The organism is Clostridium sp. LIBA-8553 (assembly GCF_057782465.1).
This window is the reverse complement of sequence record NZ_CM173489.1, coordinates 2,767,635-2,787,718: the sequence shown is the minus strand read 5'-3', so window position 1 is coordinate 2,787,718 and position 20,084 is coordinate 2,767,635. Positions and strand designations below refer to the sequence as shown.

24 protein-coding genes are annotated in these 20,084 nt (G+C 28.5%); all 24 read left to right on the top strand.

Features of this window, described 5'->3' with window-relative positions; all coding sequences use genetic code 11:
* The first annotated feature begins 334 nt into the window (after nucleotides 1-334).
* Nucleotides 335-1,027 carry an ATP-binding cassette domain-containing protein gene (locus AC2JAQ_RS12475; protein WP_488456733.1) on the top strand — a complete coding sequence of 231 codons (693 nt, stop codon included), beginning with the start codon at nucleotides 335-337 and terminating at the stop codon, nucleotides 1,025-1,027.
* A complete protein-coding gene (locus AC2JAQ_RS12470; protein WP_488456732.1) occupies nucleotides 1,020-1,802 on the top strand; it encodes an ABC transporter permease in 783 nt (260 codons plus the stop codon). The genes AC2JAQ_RS12475 and AC2JAQ_RS12470 overlap by 8 nt, the downstream gene beginning before the upstream one ends.
* 13 nt (nucleotides 1,803-1,815) lie before the next feature.
* Nucleotides 1,816-2,958 (top strand): hypothetical protein, encoded by a 1,143-nt coding sequence (locus tag AC2JAQ_RS12465; RefSeq protein ID WP_488456731.1) that lies wholly within the window; start codon nucleotides 1,816-1,818, stop codon nucleotides 2,956-2,958.
* Nucleotides 2,959-3,320: 362 nt separating this feature from the next.
* Nucleotides 3,321-4,013 carry an ABC transporter ATP-binding protein gene (locus AC2JAQ_RS12460; RefSeq protein ID WP_488456730.1) on the top strand — a complete coding sequence of 231 codons (693 nt, stop codon included), beginning with the start codon at nucleotides 3,321-3,323 and terminating at the stop codon, nucleotides 4,011-4,013.
* On the top strand, nucleotides 4,000-4,830 hold the full coding sequence (locus AC2JAQ_RS12455) for a hypothetical protein (protein WP_488456729.1): 831 nt from the start codon (nucleotides 4,000-4,002) through the stop codon (nucleotides 4,828-4,830). The genes AC2JAQ_RS12460 and AC2JAQ_RS12455 overlap by 14 nt, the downstream gene beginning before the upstream one ends.
* Nucleotides 4,831-4,845: 15 nt before the next feature.
* Complete coding sequence (locus AC2JAQ_RS12450; protein WP_488456728.1) at nucleotides 4,846-6,027, top strand: hypothetical protein; 1,182 nt, start codon at nucleotides 4,846-4,848, stop codon at nucleotides 6,025-6,027.
* Nucleotides 6,028-6,029: 2 nt separating this feature from the next.
* Entirely contained in the window at nucleotides 6,030-6,386 is a 357-nt protein-coding gene (locus AC2JAQ_RS12445) for a GntR family transcriptional regulator (RefSeq protein ID WP_488456727.1), read from the top strand.
* A 155-nt stretch (nucleotides 6,387-6,541) separates the two neighbouring features.
* Nucleotides 6,542-7,057 carry a VanZ family protein gene (locus AC2JAQ_RS12440; RefSeq protein ID WP_488456726.1) on the top strand — a complete coding sequence of 172 codons (516 nt, stop codon included), beginning with the start codon at nucleotides 6,542-6,544 and terminating at the stop codon, nucleotides 7,055-7,057.
* A 172-nt stretch (nucleotides 7,058-7,229) separates the two neighbouring features.
* Nucleotides 7,230-7,847: a VanZ family protein gene (locus tag AC2JAQ_RS12435; protein ID WP_488456725.1), complete on the top strand. Its 618-nt coding sequence runs from the start codon at nucleotides 7,230-7,232 to the stop codon at nucleotides 7,845-7,847.
* A gap of 184 nt (nucleotides 7,848-8,031) precedes the next feature.
* Complete coding sequence (gene prmA, locus AC2JAQ_RS12430) at nucleotides 8,032-8,973, top strand: 50S ribosomal protein L11 methyltransferase (RefSeq protein WP_488456724.1); 942 nt, start codon at nucleotides 8,032-8,034, stop codon at nucleotides 8,971-8,973.
* Nucleotides 8,974-8,995: 22 nt separating this feature from the next.
* Entirely contained in the window at nucleotides 8,996-9,748 is a 753-nt protein-coding gene (locus AC2JAQ_RS12425) for a 16S rRNA (uracil(1498)-N(3))-methyltransferase (RefSeq protein WP_488456723.1), read from the top strand.
* A complete protein-coding gene (gene mtaB, locus AC2JAQ_RS12420; protein WP_488456722.1) occupies nucleotides 9,748-11,052 on the top strand; it encodes a tRNA (N(6)-L-threonylcarbamoyladenosine(37)-C(2))-methylthiotransferase MtaB in 1,305 nt (434 codons plus the stop codon). The genes AC2JAQ_RS12425 and mtaB overlap by 1 nt, the downstream gene beginning before the upstream one ends.
* Before the next feature lie 71 nt (nucleotides 11,053-11,123).
* Nucleotides 11,124-11,468 (top strand): histidine triad nucleotide-binding protein, encoded by a 345-nt coding sequence (locus tag AC2JAQ_RS12415; protein WP_488456721.1) that lies wholly within the window; start codon nucleotides 11,124-11,126, stop codon nucleotides 11,466-11,468.
* A gap of 119 nt (nucleotides 11,469-11,587) precedes the next feature.
* Nucleotides 11,588-11,764, top strand: a complete 177-nt coding sequence (rpsU, locus tag AC2JAQ_RS12410; protein ID WP_003451446.1) for a 30S ribosomal protein S21 — start codon at nucleotides 11,588-11,590, stop codon at nucleotides 11,762-11,764.
* Nucleotides 11,765-11,813: 49 nt separating this feature from the next.
* Complete coding sequence (locus tag AC2JAQ_RS12405; RefSeq protein WP_003451322.1) at nucleotides 11,814-12,263, top strand: GatB/YqeY domain-containing protein; 450 nt, start codon at nucleotides 11,814-11,816, stop codon at nucleotides 12,261-12,263.
* 199 nt (nucleotides 12,264-12,462) lie between these two features.
* Nucleotides 12,463-12,744: a sporulation protein YqfC gene (yqfC, locus tag AC2JAQ_RS12400; protein WP_423237830.1), complete on the top strand. Its 282-nt coding sequence runs from the start codon at nucleotides 12,463-12,465 to the stop codon at nucleotides 12,742-12,744.
* Between the two features lies 1 nt (nucleotide 12,745).
* The gene (yqfD, locus tag AC2JAQ_RS12395; protein WP_488456720.1) at nucleotides 12,746-13,882 is read left to right on the top strand and encodes a sporulation protein YqfD; all 1,137 of its coding nucleotides are present in this window, start codon (nucleotides 12,746-12,748) and stop codon (nucleotides 13,880-13,882) included.
* Between the two features lie 38 nt (nucleotides 13,883-13,920).
* Nucleotides 13,921-15,978 carry an HD family phosphohydrolase gene (locus tag AC2JAQ_RS12390; protein ID WP_488456719.1) on the top strand — a complete coding sequence of 686 codons (2,058 nt, stop codon included), beginning with the start codon at nucleotides 13,921-13,923 and terminating at the stop codon, nucleotides 15,976-15,978.
* Nucleotides 15,979-15,980: 2 nt separating this feature from the next.
* Nucleotides 15,981-16,487: an rRNA maturation RNase YbeY gene (ybeY, locus tag AC2JAQ_RS12385; protein ID WP_488456718.1), complete on the top strand. Its 507-nt coding sequence runs from the start codon at nucleotides 15,981-15,983 to the stop codon at nucleotides 16,485-16,487.
* A gap of 27 nt (nucleotides 16,488-16,514) precedes the next feature.
* A complete protein-coding gene (locus tag AC2JAQ_RS12380; RefSeq protein WP_488456717.1) occupies nucleotides 16,515-17,213 on the top strand; it encodes a diacylglycerol kinase in 699 nt (232 codons plus the stop codon).
* 39 nt (nucleotides 17,214-17,252) lie between these two features.
* Nucleotides 17,253-17,651, top strand: a complete 399-nt coding sequence (locus tag AC2JAQ_RS12375) for a cytidine deaminase (protein WP_423237826.1) — start codon at nucleotides 17,253-17,255, stop codon at nucleotides 17,649-17,651.
* Nucleotides 17,652-17,659: 8 nt separating this feature from the next.
* On the top strand, nucleotides 17,660-18,550 hold the full coding sequence (era, locus tag AC2JAQ_RS12370; RefSeq protein WP_423237825.1) for a GTPase Era: 891 nt from the start codon (nucleotides 17,660-17,662) through the stop codon (nucleotides 18,548-18,550).
* Nucleotides 18,551-18,571: 21 nt separating this feature from the next.
* The gene (recO, locus tag AC2JAQ_RS12365; RefSeq protein ID WP_423237955.1) at nucleotides 18,572-19,303 is read left to right on the top strand and encodes a DNA repair protein RecO; all 732 of its coding nucleotides are present in this window, start codon (nucleotides 18,572-18,574) and stop codon (nucleotides 19,301-19,303) included.
* A gap of 5 nt (nucleotides 19,304-19,308) precedes the next feature.
* Entirely contained in the window at nucleotides 19,309-19,932 is a 624-nt protein-coding gene (locus AC2JAQ_RS12360; RefSeq protein ID WP_488456716.1) for a DUF4342 domain-containing protein, read from the top strand.
* Nucleotides 19,933-20,084 lie beyond the last annotated feature (152 nt).

Genomic DNA, 20,084 nt, shown 5'->3' with positions numbered 1-20,084 from the left:
TATGCTTTTTAAGGCTAAGTTTTATAATTTCGCAAAAAGTTTTATTGCCTATTCTAAAATAATAGCTAATTCTGTTAAATATTATACGATTCTAATAGAAAAAGCTTATATTTAAATAAAAAATATACTGCCCATAAAAATATTCTTTCACATATATCTATAAATCAATACTGTTAAAAGTTACATTTGAGTAAAAAATACAAAAAAAGTAAATCAAAATATTTACAAGTTAGTGTACTAATGCTATAATACAGTTGGGAGTTGTGTATTAATGGATTAATACATAGATACAAATTGGATTTAAGCGATAAAAATAAGTATTAGGGGTGAGTGAATGATTGAAGTAATTGAAGTTAAAAAGAAATTCGGAAGAAAAGAAGTTTTAAAGAGCATTTCTTTTAATATAAAAAAAGGAGAAATCACTGCTTTGTTAGGTATGAATGGGGTAGGTAAATCCACAATATTGAAAATAATTATGGATTTAGTTAAGAAAGATTCAGGTGAAGTTCTTATTGATGGAGAAGCTCTTAATATAAAAAACTCAGATAAATTAGCTTTTGTTCCAGATGTGAAAAATACTTATAATGGAATGAATATAAAAGAAAGCTTTGAATATATGGAATGCTTTTATGATAGATGGGATTATAAAAAAGCCTATAAAATGCTTGCTGAGTTTGAATTAAAAGATAATGAGAAGATAGATAAACTTTCAAAGGGAAATTTAGAAAAATTAAAAATAATATTAGGTTTTGCTCAAAATGCAGATTATATCATTATGGATGAACCTTTCTCAGGAATTGATATTTTTACAAGAGATATGTTTCTAAGATCTCTTATAAATTATACTAGTGAAGATGTTGCAATAATTATCACTACTCATGAAATAAAGGATATAGAAAATATTGCAGATAGGGTTCTAATGATTAATGATGGAATTGTAAAAGAAGATTTTTATATGGAAGATATGAGATGCAAGGAAGGTATTTCATTAATAGATAAAATGAGAGAGGTTTTTGGAGATGAATAAGAAAAGCAAGTTTATTTCTTTAATTGAATATGAACTCTTAGGAAATTTTAATTTGATTTTAGTTAATACAGCCTTAGGAATGATTGCTTCCATGGTTTTATTTTTTATTGCAATTTCAAGATATTGGGGAAATGGAATAGTTAATGAAGGAGTATTTTATTTATCGCTTCAAAATGGTAACACAAGTTCACTTATATTCTTAGTTGAGATGATTTTGATTGCAATATTTTCTATTTTTATATGGAAAAAAGAATTTGATTTTGAAAATAAAACAATTTACAGAACATTAAGTTTACCAATAGATAAATGGAAAATACTTTTAGGAAAGTGTTTAGTTGTTGAAGTGTTTTTTTGGTTTTATTTATCAGGTCAAGTTTTGGCTATAGTATTAGAATGGATTATATTGGAGGTTGTTCTTATCAATAGAACTCCTATTTCTTTAGAACTTTTAAAATCTATTTTATTAAATAAAGAAGGACAATTTTTTTTGCCAAGAGATATTTTAACATTTGGAGTTTTATGTTTATTTGTTTTGGTAATTGGTTTAATGGGAGCTTTATATATCACAATTAAAAAAAGTTATGGCATAAAAGGAATTGTTATTTGGATTACATTAGTTATTAGTTTGTTTTTATTAGGATTTTTTATACCTATAGTAAAGATGAATTTATTAAGAAAACATCTTATTTTGTTCGAAGTTACACTAGGAATAAGTTTTGTAATCATTTCCTTTGCTTTAAATAATTATTTATTAAAGAAAAAAGTTAGTGTTTAAAGGAGGGATAATGATGAAAAAGAGATTTTTGCATATAAGTTTAATAGCTACGATAGCAATATTAATAGTATTTATAGGAATTAATTTAATTGATACTTTAAAGGGAGTAAAGATTCAAGACTTAGTTGGAAATAGAGAAGAATTAGGCAATATGAAAATTTTAGCTGAAAGGAATATAGGTGTATTTTGTGAAAAAAGATATTCAATAGGAAATAAAAACGTAAAATCAAAAATGACTTTAGAGGTAGATGATCATAATAGATTGAATATTTACCAAAATGCAGATGTTTTTAAATATAGATGGGCAAGTGATGAAAATGTATATAGAGATAAAGAAAATATTGTTTTTGTAACTAATAAGGGTTATAACATGGAGATTAGAGTTAAGGATATAAAAAGTGGAGAAGTAAAAAGTAAAGAACTAAATAATAAAGATTTAAATGCTAAGAATAATACTTTTTATACAATGGGAGTTTATTATTATGACAATAAAGTAAGAATTTTAATAGATACTGATAACGGTATAGAAATAATAGAATATGATTTTAATAATGATAAATTTGAAGTTATTAATACTCATGGAGATATTTATAAATTAAATGACGTAAATTCAAGCAATATTATTGGAAGAGAAGGAGAAAAAGTATATATTTTATCTCACAAAATTCCAAATGTTAATGAAAAGGGAACAACTATAAGCGTAAGCAATGTTGCGTTGTTTGAGATTAACATAAAAGAAGGTACTATGAAAACATATGATCTTGATAAATTTTTCAAAGAAAACAATTTAGATATAAATGGAGATTATTATAGTCTAGCTAAAGTATCTAATGGAATATTTTATAGTGATTTTATTAAAACAGGATTAAATGGGGAAAAGGAAGGAATTTCTTTTCTAGGTCTTGATTTAGACTCAGGAAAAATTATTGAGTCTAAAAATATATTAACAGAAGAGGAATTAAGTAAGTATGGGCTTTCTATTTGGGGAGTGTATAATACAAAATTGTATGAAGATAAACTTTATTTTGTTGCTGGTAATAACTTTATAGAAAATAGCTTCTATGTAGGATGCCTAAATTTAAATGATGGTAAGCTGATATATTTAGGAAAGGTTATTGGAGCTGAATTTAAGAATTTTCAACCTGATAATAACTAGATGGATAAGTTTAAGTTTGTTACTTTTTCTAAAGAGAATATTTATTTAAAAAGAAGTTTAGGAACTATAATTTTAGCAGGAATAGAAGATATAACTTTTCTTATTATAGTCAAACTTATCCAATTAATATAACAGATAAAGAGGCTGAATTAGCTGTTTTTTCAAAGTATTCTAAGTAAAATGTGATTTTGAGTAAAAAAGCTTTAGACTCTAAGTTTTATTTAGTTAATAAGGATGGGCATTATTAATTTTTGATGGAACAATTAATAAAGAAATGTAGATATTAAAATATTAATTAGATTCAAATTTAAGAGAAGGGGATTAAATTTAATTATAAATTTTAATAAGAGATGGTGAAATATATGATTGAGGTCAGAGAAATTAAAAAGAAATTTAGAAGAAACAAAGTCTTGAATGATGTTTCATTTCAAGCAGAGAAGGGAGAGATAACCGCTCTTTTAGGATTAAATGGAGTTGGTAAATCAACACTTCTAAAAATAATTATGGGACTTGTTAAACAAGATAGTGGAGAGGTATTTTTTGATGGTGAAAAGCTTTCGTATAAAACATATGAGAAACTTGCTTTTGTACCCGATGTTTTAAGCACTTATAGAGGGATGACCATAAAAGAAGCTTTTGAATATATGAGTGTACTTTATAAAAAGTGGGATATGGACAAAGCTTATAAGATGCTTAAAAATTTTAAGCTAACTGATGACTTGAAAATAAATAAACTTTCAAAAGGAAATATAGCAAGAGTAAAACTTATACTAGGTTTTGCTAGAAATCCAGAATATTTACTTTTAGATGAGCCTTTTTCAGGAATAGATATTTTCACAAGAGAAAAATTTATAGAATCACTTATTGGGTACATGGATGATGATATTGGGATTATATTAACTACTCATGAAATAAGAGAAGTTGAAAATATAGTTGATAAAGTAGTATTTCTTAGTGATGGAGTTGTTAAAAGTGAGTTCTATGTTGAAGACGTAAGAGAAAATGAAGGATTATCTATGGTTGAGAAGATAAGGGAGGTACATGAAGGTGAATAAGGGAAATTTTAAAAAGACTAGGTATCTTTTAAATTTGCAAATATCAAGAGATCTAAAAATAACATTAAGCACTGCTATTGGAATTATGCTTTTAAATGTAGTTTATTTTGTTTATAGATTAAGTGATGACTTAGAATTTTATATAGAAAAAACAAATAATATACCCGCAGTTCAGATGTTTGATAAGTTTAATTCATTTAGTAGTTTTTATTCTACTGGAATAGCTTCAAGGATGTTAGTGATTTTAATAGTAGGATGTTTTTGTTTATATTGTTGGTATTTATGGCTTGGAGAATTTAAAGGAGAAAACAAAAGTTCATATACACTTTTAACTTTACCTATTCCTAAGAAGTTTATAATTATATATAAATTTTTATCAGCATGTTTCTTCTACTTATCTTTAGTGTTTTTTCAGATTATGGCAATGTTTTTAAATTACTTTATTTTTAATGTTATGGTTCCAGCTGATGGCATAGTAAAAGAAAGTTTCTTATCAGTAATAATCAATTCTATTAGCGAACTTTATTGTTTAGTTCCAACTGATTTAGTTAATTTGGTAACACATAGTTTATTTTTTGTGGGATTAATATTAATAGCTTTTTTATTTGCTATATTGGAAAGAAGTTTTGGAATAAAGGGAGGAATTTTAGGGTTCTTAATAGGATGCTCTTTTATATTCATGATTTTAATGTTTCCAGGAATAATGGAGTTTTATGTATTTGAAAAAATTATTTGGTTTATTTTAATATCAATTTTGTACATTTTAATAGGCTGGTTTTTTTCAAAATACCTATTAGAAAAGAAAATTCATGTATAAGGAGGAGTGATTACTATGAAGAAGAGAATGCCTTTAATATTAACAATAATATTCCTATGTGTAATTGTTATTTTTTCAGGAATATTTATCTATATAAATAGTTCTTCAATTAAGTTTAAAGATATATACGGAAGTAGAAGTGAACTTGGAGATAATGAGTTAGTAATTGCTAAAGATAAAGGACTTTTTACAGAAGAGCTTACTGTTAGAGTTTCATCAATCAATAAAAAATATGTTATAACTGAACAAAAAACAGGAGAAATCAATGTGCTGAAGGATAAAAAGTTTTTTAGGGGGATCTATCCAACGGCGGAAACCTTTTATGAAGATGAGAGTGTTATGGTTGATGTAACTAATTTATATAATAAGGGAATTCCAAAGCTTGGAGTTAGATTAAAGGATAAAAAAACTAACTCTTATGAAGAGTTCAAAGTTGAGATTCCAGAGTATATTCATAATTCCAGCAGAATAAATGGAGTTTCATATAAGGATGGAAAGATAGATATTTTATTCTTTGGTAATAATGGTGAAACTAATTTGTTATTTGGAGAAATAGATATAAAAAATAAAAAGTTTGAATTACTTGAAACTATAAATGTTGATAAAGAGTTAGATTTAAATAAAGAATATTCTCATATAAATGAAATAATGCAAAGATGGGGAAGTGCATCAAGTAATTGTAATGGGAAAGTATATTATAAATTAACTGAAATAAATAATAAAGATGAAAGAGGAGCTTACACTGAAGATAGCATTGTTGAAGTTGATATAAATAATAAAAAAATAACTAGATATAGTCCAGATGAAAATATAAGAGAAGAATTAAAAAATAATAGCTTTGAAACTGATGGCAAAAGTGGAACTATGTTTGAAGCTAATGGTGATATATACATTATAGAGGAATCAGAAGGGGTAACTTCAGTATTAACCTTTAATATGGAGTCAAAGAAATTCACGTTCTATAAGGAGCTTATTGAAAGCAAAAGGTTAGAGAGATATGGTATTAATGTTAATGATTTAGGAAATTTTATGATTGTTGGAGATAAGGTAATAGCTAATTTAATTGATTATGAGCATGGTAGATTTTATAATAAAAATTATGTAGCTGTTATAGATATACCTAGTAAGAATCCAGTTTACGTAGGTGAATTAGGAAGCGGATATTTAAGTCAAATTAAGGTGACGGGAGGTAAGTAAATATGTTTTTTGAGGTGAACGATAAAGAACCGATTTATCTCCAAATAATAAGACATATAAAACAATCTTTAGTTATAGGAAATTTAAAACCTGGTGATCATATACCATCAAGAAGGGAGCTTGCAGAGATGCTAAAAGTAAATCCAAATACAGTTCAAAGAGCATATAGAGATATGGAAACTATGGGACTTATAGAGACTGTGAGAAATAAACCGAGTACTATAACAGAGGATGAAGAAATTTTAAAGAACATAAGAAAAGAACTTGTAGAAGATGCCTTAGATGGATTTATAGAAAGTATGAAGGCAATAAAATTAACTAAAGAAGAAGTTTTAGAGATTATAAAAGAGAGATATTAAAAATTAAAGTAAAAAAACTATAAATAGGTTTTGAAATTTTGTGTGTTTTCTTCTCCTATTTATAGTTTATTTTATTAGCTTTAGTTAATCTATAAAAATGCTTCTGATATCTATTTTGGAAAGTTTTAATAATGTTTATAAGTGGGTGAGAGTAAGTGAAAAAGAAGATAATTAATTTTTTGTTTTTAATAAGTTTTATATTTTATATTATATTTTTATTATGGAATATTCTTTTTAAGTATGTTGCTCCTTGGGATTTGTTTAGTAGTGGAAGAGTGGTTTATAGAGAAATTAATTTGATTCCCTTTAATGATATTATGGAGGGTAATTATAATCAGCTTGATGTTATAGGAAATATTATTTTGTTTGTTCCTTTGGGTATTTATGTTTCGATGTTTTTTAAGAAAGTAAAGATATATAAGAATATTGGAGTAATAGTTTTAATATCTTTGTTTTTTGAAGTTAGTCAATATATATTTGCAATAGGTGCAAGCGATTTAACTGATATAATTACCAATACATTTGGAGGAATTATTGGTTTAGGAATATATTGGATGATAAAAAGTGTTTTAACAGAAGAGGATAGGATTAAAAGTTTTGTGTCTATCTGTAGTACTTTGGTCATGATACCTGTTGCTTTTCTTTTAATAATGCTGTTTGTCTATAACTAATTTTGTATAAAAATATAATTAGAAATTTAGTGTTTAGACGATATTCTAAATTAATGTTTATTTTTAGATGCAGTTTCAATATTCATTTTAACGAATAATTAGTATTGCATAAGTTTAAAGATATTAAATTAAATTTGGGATTTTTATTTAAGTTTAAGGGGGACAGCACAATATGGGGTTATTAGTTTCTACATTTGTTGGAGTTTTGATATACTGTATTTTTTTAGTACGATATTTAAAAAAGGAAGAGATTAATTTTTCAAAGATATTTATAGTTGGATTATGTATTTTTGCTTTTTATATAGCAATTGTTCTTAGTATTACAGGACCAGGACATATATTAGATATAGGAATCGAAAGAGAAAGAATAATAAGTTTAGTTCCATTTAAATTTCATAGTGAGAATTTATTTAGTCAAATTACAAATGTTATTTTATTTATTCCTTTAGGAGTATTTTTGCCTAGTCTTTGGAGTAAGTTTGAGAAATTTTTTAATATAATATTAATAGGATTTTCTTTTAGCTTAATAATAGAATTGCTTCAATTATTAAATGTAAGAGCAACTGATATAGATGATTTAATAATGAATACCTTAGGGGCAGCTATAGGGTATTTGATCTATTTATTATTGTTTAAGAAGTTAAGTTTTAGGATTAAATTAAATAACACTTCCAATAAATTTTGGATTAAATATAATGGTGAACTAATTATTATTTTAATTTTAGCTTTAGATTTCTTTGTAGCACCATTTATTGAAAATATGTTGATTAAAATTATATTTGGAATTTAGAGTTAGATGAAATTAAGTTTAAAGGTTATGTCAATAATAGACTATAGCCTTTAATTTTTTTATATGTGATAATGAAGATGAGTGGTTTTTAAAACATAATAAAGCTTATAAGCTAGACAGATACTAGACTAAAGTGTAAAATAAATTATTAGTCAAAGTAGCATAAGAAAGGATTGATACATAAATGGAAGGAACTTGGATTGAAGTTAGAGTAATAACTAAAAGTGAGGCATTAGAACCTATATCAGGAATATTTTACGGATTAGACTGTAAGGGTGTTGCTATAGAGGATCCAAATGATATATTAGGAAGAGAGCAAGGACCTTTAACTTGGGATTTTGCAGATATAAACATATTAGAGCATAAGGGGAAGGTTGCTGTTGTTAAAGGATATTTCTCAGAGGAAGATAATATAGATGACGTAATAGCTTATGTTAAGGAAAGAGTAGAAGAGTTAAAAGAGTCAGGATTAGATGTTGGTGAAGGAACAGTTGAAGCTGAGAAAATGTTTGAAGAAGATTGGGCTAATAACTGGAAGAAATACTATAAGCCAATAAAAATTGGAGAGAAGATAGTTATAAAACCAATATGGGAAGAGTATGAAGTTACTGGAGATGAGATGGTAGTAGAATTAGATCCAGGTATGGCTTTCGGTACTGGTGATCATGAAACTACAAGAATGTGTGTTCAGGCTTTAGATAAATATGTTAAAGCTGATACAACTGTATTTGATATTGGAACAGGTTCAGGAATACTTGCTTTAGTTGCTTCTAAGCTTGGTGCAAAACATGTTGTAGGAGTTGATTTAGATCCAGTTGCTGTAGATTCAGCTAAGGAAAATATATCATTCAACAATGTTGATAATATAGAAGTATTATACGGAAATCTTTTAGATGTTGTAGATGGAAAAGCTGATATAGTTGTTGCTAATATAATAGCTGAAATAATCTGCATATTAGTAGATGATGTTAAAAAAGCATTAAATAAAGATGGTATTTTCATAACTTCAGGTATAATCCATGAAAGAAGACAAATGGTTATAGATAAATTAGAACAAGAAGGTTTCGACGTTATGGAAGTTAATAAAGATGGAGAATGGAACTGTATTGTTGCTAAGTTAAAATAATTTAGTAAGGGAGTATGAAATTATGCATAAGTTTTTTACACCAGCTCATATGTTTTCAGATACTCATGCCACAATAACAGGAGAGGATGTTAAACATATTTATAAGGTTTTAAGGGTAAAACCAGGTGAGAAGGTTGTTGTAAACAACCTTGAAAGTGAAGAATTTTTAGGTGAGGTAGAAGAGGTTAATAAACAAGAGGTTTCTATCAAAATCTTAGAGAAGCTTGATGTGAACAACGAAAGTAATCTACATATTACTTTATTTCAAGGAATGCCAAAAGCCGCAAAAATGGATTTAATAGTTCAAAAGTGTGTAGAACTTGGTGTTTCAGATATAATTCCAACCATAACTGACAGAGTAGATGTTAAGTTAAAGGGTGAGTTTAAGAAATTAGATAGATTAAACAAGATAGCTTTAGAGGCTTGTAAGCAAAGTAAGAGAACTGTTATACCAACAGTATCTGAGCCAATGAGCTTCCAAGAGGTTTTAAATAAAATAGATGAACTAGACCTTATGGTTATTCCTTATGAAAATGCTACAGGATACGGAATAAGAGCTATGGTTAACTCTATAGAGGATAAGAATAATATAAAAAATGTTGGAATAATGGTTGGGCCAGAAGGCGGATTTGAAGAAAGTGAAATAGAAGCCCTAAAAGAAAAAGGAGCTCATATTGTAACATTGGGACCAAGAATTTTAAGAACAGAAACAGCAGGATTTACCTGTGTTTCACTTCTTCAGTATGAGCTTGGTGATTTAGGAGGAAATATTTAATGAAAGTTGCATTTGCTACATTAGGGTGTAGAGTTAATACATATGAATCAGAAGCAATGACTGAAAAGTTTGTTAGAGAAGGCTACGAAGTTGTAGATTTCAATGAAGTGTCAGACGTATACGTAGTTAATACTTGTAGTGTAACTAACATGGGAGATAAAAAGTCTAGACAAATAATAGGAAGAGCAAGAAGACAAAATCCAGAGGCTATTATAGCTGTTGTTGGATGTTATGCTCAAATAGCACCTACAGAGGTTTCAGGAATCGAAGGCGTTGATGTAGTTTTAGGTTCAAGAAATAAAGGTGAAATAGTTTATTATGTAAATAAAGCTAGAGATGAAGGTAAGCAACAAGTTAAAGTTGGTGCTGTTTTAAAGAATAAAGTTTTTGAAGATTTAAAGATTGAAGAGTATAACAATAAAACTAGAGCATTCTTAAAAATTCAGGATGGATGTAATAGATTCTGCGCTTATTGCTTAATTCCATATACTAGAGGTTCTGTTTGTTCAAAGGACCCTAAGAAAGTCCTAGATGAGATTAGAAGCTTAGCTGATCATGGATTCAAGGAAATAATACTATCAGGAATTCATACAGCATCTTATGGTGTTGATTTAGATGAAAAAGTAACATTAGTTGATTTACTAGAAGAGATAGAAAAAATAGATGGAATAGAGAGAGTTAGAATAGGTTCAATAGACCCTACATTCTTTACAGAAGATGTTGTAAGAAGAATATTAGCTCTTAAGAAATTATGTCCTCATTTCCATTTATCACTTCAAAGTGGATGTGATGCTACATTAAAGAGAATGAATAGAAGATATACTGCAAAAGAGTATGAAGATATAGTAAATCTTTTAAGAGATAAAATAGAGGATGTTTCTATAACAACAGACGTAATCGTTGGATTCCCTGGAGAAACTGATGAAGAGTTTGAAGAAACTTATGAATTCTTAAAGAGAATAGCTCTTTCAAAAACTCACATATTTAAATATAGTCCTAGAAAAGGTACTAGAGCAGAAAATATGGGGAACCAAGTTGATGGAAATAAAAAAGATGAGAGAAGTAAAAAGCTTATTGAATTAAATAAAATCAATGAAAAAGCCTTTGCTGAAAAATATATAGGTGAAATTATTGATGTTTTATTTGAAGAGGAAGTTGAATTAGGAAGCGGTGTTTATACTGGATATACAAGAAACTATATAAAGGTAAATGCTAAGGCTGACTGTAATGTTTCAGGTAAAATATTAAACGTAAAAATAGACTCATTTGAGGATGAAGTAGCTCATGGAGAAATAATATTATAAAAACATAATTTTACATTCAAAATGAGGTATAATATATAAGAATAGATTCATACTTTGGGGAGGTGAGAGTGTTGTCAGATTGTATTTTTTGTAAAATAGTAGCTGGAGAAATTCCAAGCAAAAAGATTTATGAAGATGATAAAGTTTTAGCTTTTCATGATATAAGTCCAGAGGCGCCAGTACATTTTTTAGTTATTCCAAAGGAGCATATAGCTAGTTTAAATGAAGTAAATGAAGAAAATGCAGATATATTTGCACACATATTCAAAACTATTAATAAACTAGTAAAGGAACAAGGTATAGCAGAGGATGGCTATAGAGTTGTTACTAATTGCGGAGAGCAAGGAGGTCAAACAGTAGGTCATATTCATTTCCATGTTCTTGGAGGAAGAAATTTAAAATGGCCACCGGGCTAAAAATTAGATTTAACTTCTTGACATTAAAGAAAACTATGTTGTATAATATAGCGTGTGTTATTTAGCCCATGGCTGTGAATTACATTAATAATTTACGCTAGCGGAGGGAGGGATAAAGAATGTCAGAAATCAGAGTAAAAGAAAACGAATCATTAGAGCAAGCATTAAGAAGATTTAAGAGACAATGCGCTAGAGCTGGAGTTCTTTCAGAAGTAAGAAAAAGAGAACACTACGAAAAGCCAAGCGTTAAGAGAAAGAAAAAATCAGAAGCTGCAAGAAAGAGAAAATTCAAATAGTTTTTGGTTTAAATTTATAGAATAATTTCTTTTGAAAGAAGGTATACAAATGCCAACTATTAAAGAAAGACTTCAAGAAGACTGGAAGCAGGCTTTAAAGGCTAAGGATAAGTTCAAAGCTGGAGTTCTAAGTACTGCTAAGTCAGCAATACTTTTAGTCGAAAAGACTGACGGTGTTAAGCTTGAGGATGAACAGGTTATAGAAATATTAGCAAGAGAAATCAAGCAAAGAAGAGAAGCTGCGCTTGAATTCGAAAAGGGAAATAGACAGGATTTAGTTGATCAAAACAATAGTGAGATTGCAATCTTGTTAGATTACCTTCCTCAGCAGTTAAGTGAAGAAGAAATAAAAGATATCATAAAGCAAGCAGCTGAAGAAGTGGGCGCAAATAGCATGAAAGACATGGGAAAAGTTATGTCAAAGGTTAGACCGCAAACAGTTGGTAGAGCTGATGGTAAACTTGTAAGTCAATTAGTAAAAGAATATTTAAATAAGTAAGAGAGTTCATTAGAACTCTCTTTTATTTTTCATGAAGAAGTAAAGTTCTGGAAAATCTATTTTATTATTTAAAAGGCATATGAATGGCTTAAAAGGCTACTTATATGCCTTTTTATTTGTTTTAACTATTTTTATCTAAGAATAAAAAAATATAAATTTTCATAGATTAGTATGAAAATATTTTGTGGGAGGTCTGAATGTGGGAGATAAATTAAGACAAGTAACTAATAAAATTGCTGAAGAATTAGATTTGCCTAAAGAGATAATCAATGGTGAGCCTAAAATAGTTGTGCATGGAAAAAGTGAAATTGTTATAGAAAATCATAAGGGAATAGAGGTTTTTAAAGAGGATGAAATTAAAGTAAATAGCACTTTAGGTCTTATCAAAATTGAAGGAGTAAATATGGAAATAAGGTTTATAGGGGCTGGGACTATTGCCTTGACGGGAAAACTTAAGAATTTAAGTTTTGAGGAGGCTTAAGATGAGATTAGATTTTTTGAAAAAAGGACAAATAAAAGTTGAAATTAAGACCTTTGATATAAATAAACTTTTAAATGTTTTATGGAAAAATGGTATAAATGTTGAAAATGTAAGAAAAATAGATGTAGTAACCGTAACTTTAAATGTTGATTATTCTGATTATGGAAAATTAAAAGGCTATGTTAAAAGATTAGGTGGAAAAGTTAAAATAATTTCAGCTAAGGGAATGATATTCTTCTTGGCTAGGGCTAAAAAATATGTAAGTGTGTTTGTTGGAGCTTTAATATTTTTAATTGGATTATATATTTATTCAGGATTTATATGGAGAGTAGACATAGAAACTAAGAAGAATATAGCTCCATTTGAAATTAGAACCATGCTTAATGATCTTAATGTTAAGCCAGGAGTTAAGAAAAGTAGTGTTAATGTATATGGGTTAGAGAAAAAATTAGAAAATGGACATGGAGACATAATGTGGGTAAATGCCCGCATAGAAGGTGGAACCTTGAAAATAAAAGTTGAAGAGAAGGTTAGTCCTAAAATAAAAGAAGAAAATGAAAAGCAAGAACTCAAAAATATTGTGGCTTCTATGGATGGAGAGATTAAAAAGATATATACAACTTCAGGAACAGCAGTCGTTAAAGAGGGAGATATAGTAAAAAAAGGAGATGTTCTTATAATCCCACAGCAAGGAATAGAAGGTGGTGAATATGAGGTTGATGCTAAGGGAGAAGTTACAGCAAATACCTTCTATGAAAAGTCTATAGAGTTACAAGTTGCTGGTAAAAAAGAAGAGCGGACAGGAGAGAAAGATAGTGATATTTACTTGGAAATAATGGGCAAGAAAATTTATCTAAAAAAGCCTACTAAAGAGTTTACTAAGTATGATAAAATAGAAAGTAAAGGAAAGTTTGTAAATAGAAACGTATACTATGAAAAGGTTGATAATGATATCACTGAAGAGAAGGAAACCATAATAAATAACGCTGTTGAGTTAATGAGTAACTCTATAAATAAAGAAATAAGTAAGCAGGCTAAAATAGTTGATAAGATAATTACAACTGAGGATTTGGGTGAAGGTAAGATTAAGTTAAAGGTTCTTTTCGTAGTAGAACAAAATATAGCTTTAAATTATTAGATAAAAGTTATGACCTAATGAGGAGAAGATGAGTAGTTATGGGGAATTTTAAGAAAAAGATAATTGATATATTTAAGGATTACAAAAAGATAGTTCTATATATCATAACTTTTATAGTTTTATACTGTACTTTAATGACTGGTATAATAACTAGAAAATATGACTTGAAAGTTGGAGACATACCAAAAGCAGATATAAAAGCCCATAGAGAAATAATTGATGAATCAGCTACTGAAGCTAGAAAAAAAGAGGCAGAAGAAAAGGTTGATAAACAATATTCTTTAAGGACAGATGTTCAAAAACAAAGTGAAGAGAAAATAAAAGGATTTTTTGCTACTGTTGATAAAATAGTAATTCAAGATAAAACAGAAGAAGAAAAGGCTAAACTTATACCAAGAGTACCTTTTAAAATAACAGATGCAGAGGCAAATATACTTGCTTCTATGAATGAACAAGAAGTTAAAAAGTTAGAAAGTATATGTGTAGAAGGGTTAGGTAAAGCATATGAAACTCCTATTGAAGATGGAAATGCACAGGATTTAAGTGATGCTAAAAAGGTATATACAGATTATATAGCTTCCAGTGATCTAAGTGATTCGGAGAAGGGAATTGCCTTAAACTTTATTAGTGTAATAGAACCAAACTTTTTTTATGATAAAGAAAAAACTGATGATCTTATAAAAGAAACATTAAAACAAGTTCCACCAGTTATGATAAAGAAAAATCAAATAGTTGTTAATGAAGGAGAGCCTGTTACAGCACATCAATTAGAGCTTTTAGGTACCTTAGGATTACTAAATGATTCAGGTTCAAGCTTATATATTTATATAGCTTTAGGAGTTTTAGTAGCTATAGTTATGTATCTTCAATATGGATATATAAATAAATACTATCCTGATATTGATAAAGAGTTTTCAAAAATAGTTATGATAAGCATATTAAATGTCTTTCCAGTTATATTGGCTAGATTGTTTGGTATGATGTCAAATTATATAATACCATTAGCATGTATGCCTATGTTAATAACACTTCTATTAAATTATAAAATATCATTGGTATTTAGCATGCTAAATGTGATTCTAATAGGTGGAGCAGTAGGATTTAATCCGAACATAATAATCCTTGCTGTTTTAAATGTTGTTTTAGGAGGAACACTATTAAGAAAAATGCAACAGAGAAATGATATCCTATATTCTTCAATAACTGTTGCTGTACTAAGTTCAATTTTAACTTTTAGTGTTGGAACCTTAACAACAAATAACTTTATGGAAATCCTTGCAGATAGTACATTTGCAGCAGCTGGCGCTGTACTTTCTGGAATACTTACAATAGGTGTATTACCATTTTTTGAGTCAACTTTTGATATAGTTACCAATGCTAAATTATTAGAATTATCTAATCCTAATAATCCATTACTTAAAAAATTGCTTATGGAGGCACCGGGAACATATCATCATAGTATTTTAGTTGCTAATTTATCAGAATTAGCGGCAGAGCAGGTAGGTGGAAATCCTTTATTAGCAAGAATTGGTTCTTATTATCATGATATTGGTAAAACGAAGAGACCTTATTTCTTTAGAGAAAATCAAATAGGAAAGAAAAATCCTCATGATAGGATAAAACCAGAGGTAAGTAGCAAAATAATACTATCTCATGTTAAGGATGGTTCAGATTTAGCAAAGGAATATAATTTGCCTAAAACTATACATGATTTTATAGTTACTCATCATGGAGAAACTTTAGTTAAATATTTTTATTTAACAGTGAAAAATAATTCTGAAAATCCAGATGAAGTTAAGGAAGAGGATTTTAAGTATCCAGGACCAAAGCCTATGAGTAAAGAACAAGGAATTGTTATGTTAGCAGACTCAACAGAGGCAGCTGTTAGATCGATTAATGAACCAACTGAAGAGAAAATAGAAAAAATGATCAATAATATTATTGATGATAAGTTATCAACTGGACAATTAGATAATTGTGATCTTACTCTTAGAGATATAAGCAAAATAAAAAAATGTTTCTTAAAGGCTTTAAATGGTATACATCATGAGAGAATAGAGTATCCAGATGATAACAATAAAAAGGAGAAAAAATAATTATGATATTCATAGATGATAGACAGAATAAATTTGAAGTTACCGAAGAGTTAACTAAAAAACTAGAAGAGGTTATATCATTTGTATTAAAAGAAGAAAAAGTTAAAGAAGATTGTGAAGTTTCTTTAGTTTTTGTAGACAATGATGAAATAAGAGGAATAAATAATGAAACAAGAGAAATAGATAGAGCCACAGATGTTCTATCATTTCCAATGATTGATTATCCAGAGGATAAGGTTTATAAGGATGTTTACTTAGAACATGAATTTGATAAATGTTATTTTGACGGAGATGAGCTTATATTAGGTGATATAGTTCTATCTCTAGAAAGAACTAAGGAACAGAGTATTGAGTTTAATCACTCATTTGAAAGAGAGGCTTGCTACTTAGTAACACATTCAGTTTTACATCTTCTAGGCTATGACCATATGGAAGAAGAAGAAAAGGCTAGAATGAGAGGAAGAGAAGAGGAGTTACTTGGTAAGTTAAATATAACAAGAGAAAGCTAAGGTATGAGATTGGTTTAGGAGAATATTATGAAGGTAAGAAAACTTATTGATAGCTTTAACTATGCAATAGATGGAATAATATATGCTTTAAGAACTCAAAGAAACATGAGGATACATTTTATAGTTGCTTTAATTATATTATCAGCTTGTTTCGTTTATGATATAAGTAAAATAGAGTTTATAATACTAGCTATAACAATAACCATGGTAATAATGGCAGAACTTATTAATACTGCCATAGAAAGTGCTATAGATTTAAGCACAAACTATTATCATCCTTTAGCTAAAATAGCTAAGAATACAGCAGCTGGGGCAGTACTTATAACTGCTATAAATGCTGTCTTAGTAGGATATATTATATTTTGGGATGAGCTTAGCAATATAACTTTTAGAATTATGGATAGAGTCAAGGCAACAGAGCCCTATATAATATTCATAGTTTTAACAATAGTATGTATAGTTACGGTTGCTGCAAAAGCTTATTTTGGAGAAGGAACACCTTTAAAAGGTGGCATGCCATCAGGACACAGTGCAATAGCCTTTTCAATAGCCACAGCTATATCACTCATAAGCAACTCTCACATTATAATAATACTTAGTTATTTAATGGCTCTAATAACAGCCCAGAGTAGGGTGGATTCAGAGGTTCACAGTATATGGGAAGTTATTGCAGGAGCCTTATTAGGAACGCTTATAACAATTTTAATATTTAAAATATTTAGTTGATAAATTTAGTGTCTAAATTTAGAATGGAGGATGAATTATATGAAAAATGAACTTATAAAAAAAGCTTTAGAGGCAAGAGAGCAAGCATATTGCCCATATTCAAATTTCAAAGTAGGTGCTGCTGTTTTATTTGAAAATGGTAAGATATATACAGGATGTAATATTGAAAATGCATCATTTGGAGCAACAAACTGTGCTGAGAGGACTGCAATATTCAAAGGAGTTTCTGAAGGAGCAAAGGTTGTAAAAGCTGTTGCTGTAGTTGGAGATTTAAATTCATATACATATCCATGCGGTATATGTAGACAGGTAATAGTAGAGTTTGCAGAAGATAAAGATATAAAGATATTCATAATTAAAAATGAAGATGATTATATAGAGACAACATTAGATGAAATTTTACCTGGATCTTTCACAAAAAAAGATCTAGAAAAATAGGAGGAAGTATGTTTAAATCAGGATTTATAACAATTGTTGGTAGACCAAATGTAGGTAAGTCAACATTAACAAACTTATTAATGGGAGAAAAACTGTCAATAGTTTCTAATAAACCACAAACAACAAGAAATAATATTCAAACAATACTAACTGGAGATGACTATCAAATGATTTTCGTTGATACTCCAGGAATACATAAGCCTAAACATAAATTAGGTGAGTATATGGTAAATAGTGCTACAGATTCTATAAAGGATGTAGATTTAGTATTATTCTTAAGCAATCCATGTGACGAGGTTGGTAGAGGAGATAAGTTTATAATAGAGCAACTTAAAAATCAAAAGGCTCCTGTTATATTCGTATTAAATAAAGTTGATGAAAGCTCACCAGAAAAGGTTGCTAAAACTTTAGAGTTATTCTCAAAAGAATATGACTTCGCAGAGATGATTCCTATATCAGCTATGAAAGGTAAAAATACAGATAAGCTTTTAGAGCTTATGATTAAGTATTTACCAGAAGGTCCTAAATACTATCCAGATGATATGATAACAGATGTTCAAGAAAGATTTGTTGTAGCAGAGATAGTTAGAGAAAAGGCTCTTAAAAACTTAAGCCAAGAGGTTCCTCATGGTATTGCTGTAGATGTTATACAAATGAAACAAGATGATAGTGGAAAGTATAACATAGAAGTAGATTTAATATGTGAAAAAGCATCTCATAAAGGGATTATAATTGGAAAAAATGGTCAAACACTTAAGAAGATTGGTTCAACAGCTAGATTTGAATTAGAAAGATTCTTAAGAGCAAAAGTAAATATAAAAATATGGGTAAAAGTTAGAAAAGAGTGGAGAGATAATACTTCACTACTAAAGGAATTAGGTTATAAAAAACTTAAATAGGAGGGATAGCTTCTGGCACTTATAGAGAGTGGTGGAGTTATCATTAAGGCTCAAGATTATAAAGAGAACGATAAATTGCTTTGGATTTTTACCGAGAAAATGGGTAAGGTAACAGCTATAGCTAAGGGTGCAAAAAAGAGTAAAAGTAGACTTTTTTCATTAACGCACCCTTTATGCTATGGCGATTATTTATTATTCAAGGGAAAAGGTTTATACAGATTGTCTGAAGGGAAAATAAGAACTTCCTTTCAGACATCTTTAACTGACCTAGAAAAGCTTACTTACGCATCTTACTTATGTGAGCTTATTGATATATCACTACAGGATGAAGAAGAAAATTTTAACTTATATAAGGAGTTCATAACATGTCTTTATTTATTAAATACAGAGGCAATAAGTTATGAACTTTTAATAAGGGCTTTTGAACTTAAATTATTAAAATATACAGGATATGGATTAAGATTTGATAACTGTGTATTTTGTAAAAGTAAATTAAATGTTTCAAACTACATTAGTTTAAGATATTTTGGAGGAGTATGTGATAAATGTCCAAAAGAACATGGACTTTATATAAATAAAGCTACATATAATGCTCTTAGATTCTTAAATAATACTTCTTTGGATAAGGTGTATAGATTAACATTGACAGAAGAGGTAAAAGATGAGCTTTTTAAAGTTACTAGTTTCATAATATCTTCTGTTTATTCAAGAAAACCTAAGAGTTTAGAAATGTTAAAGTTTATAAAGGAGTGATTTAGATGAGTCAAATAACATTAGAAAAAGTAGACCAAGTAATAGAAAGAACATATGCTACTTATGCAGAAGCTAAAGAAGCGTTAGAGGCTTGTGATGGTGATGTGGTAAATGCTTTAATATATATTGAGAAAAAAAGAGAAGAAGAGAGCAAAGTACAAGAAGAGATAATGGAAGAAAAAGCTGAGAGCTTTGAAGATATAAAGAAATTCTTAAAAGATCTAATTGATAAGGGAAATGTATCAAGAGTAAGAATTCTTAAGGATGATAAGGTATTAGCTGATATACCAGTTAATGCTGGAATAGCTGCAGGAGCGATTGCCGTAATATTTCCAAGTATATTAGCTGTAAGTGTTGTGGCAGCTATAGCTACAAAAATAACTATAGAAATAACTAAGGCTGATGGTAGTGTTGAAGTTATTAATAAAATAGTTAAAAATGCTGCTAATGATATTAAGGGAAAAGCATTTGAACTAAAGGGCAAGGCTTTTAGTGTAGCAAATGATATGAAAGAAAAAAGAGAAAATGGAAAAACAAATGAGAATAAAATAAACAAATTTCATAAGCATAATAAGCTGGAAAATGAAACGAATTTTACATATACAGTAAAATTTGATGATGTTGACTAGTAAATAAATGTAAATTAAAGGAAAATGGAATAAAAAGGAAGAAAACATATGATTTTAAGTGATAATTATCAGATTTGAATGATTTTTCAGAAAATTTGCTATACTAAAAAGATTTATGTTGTGTTACAATTAATATATAAAAAATCACTTTA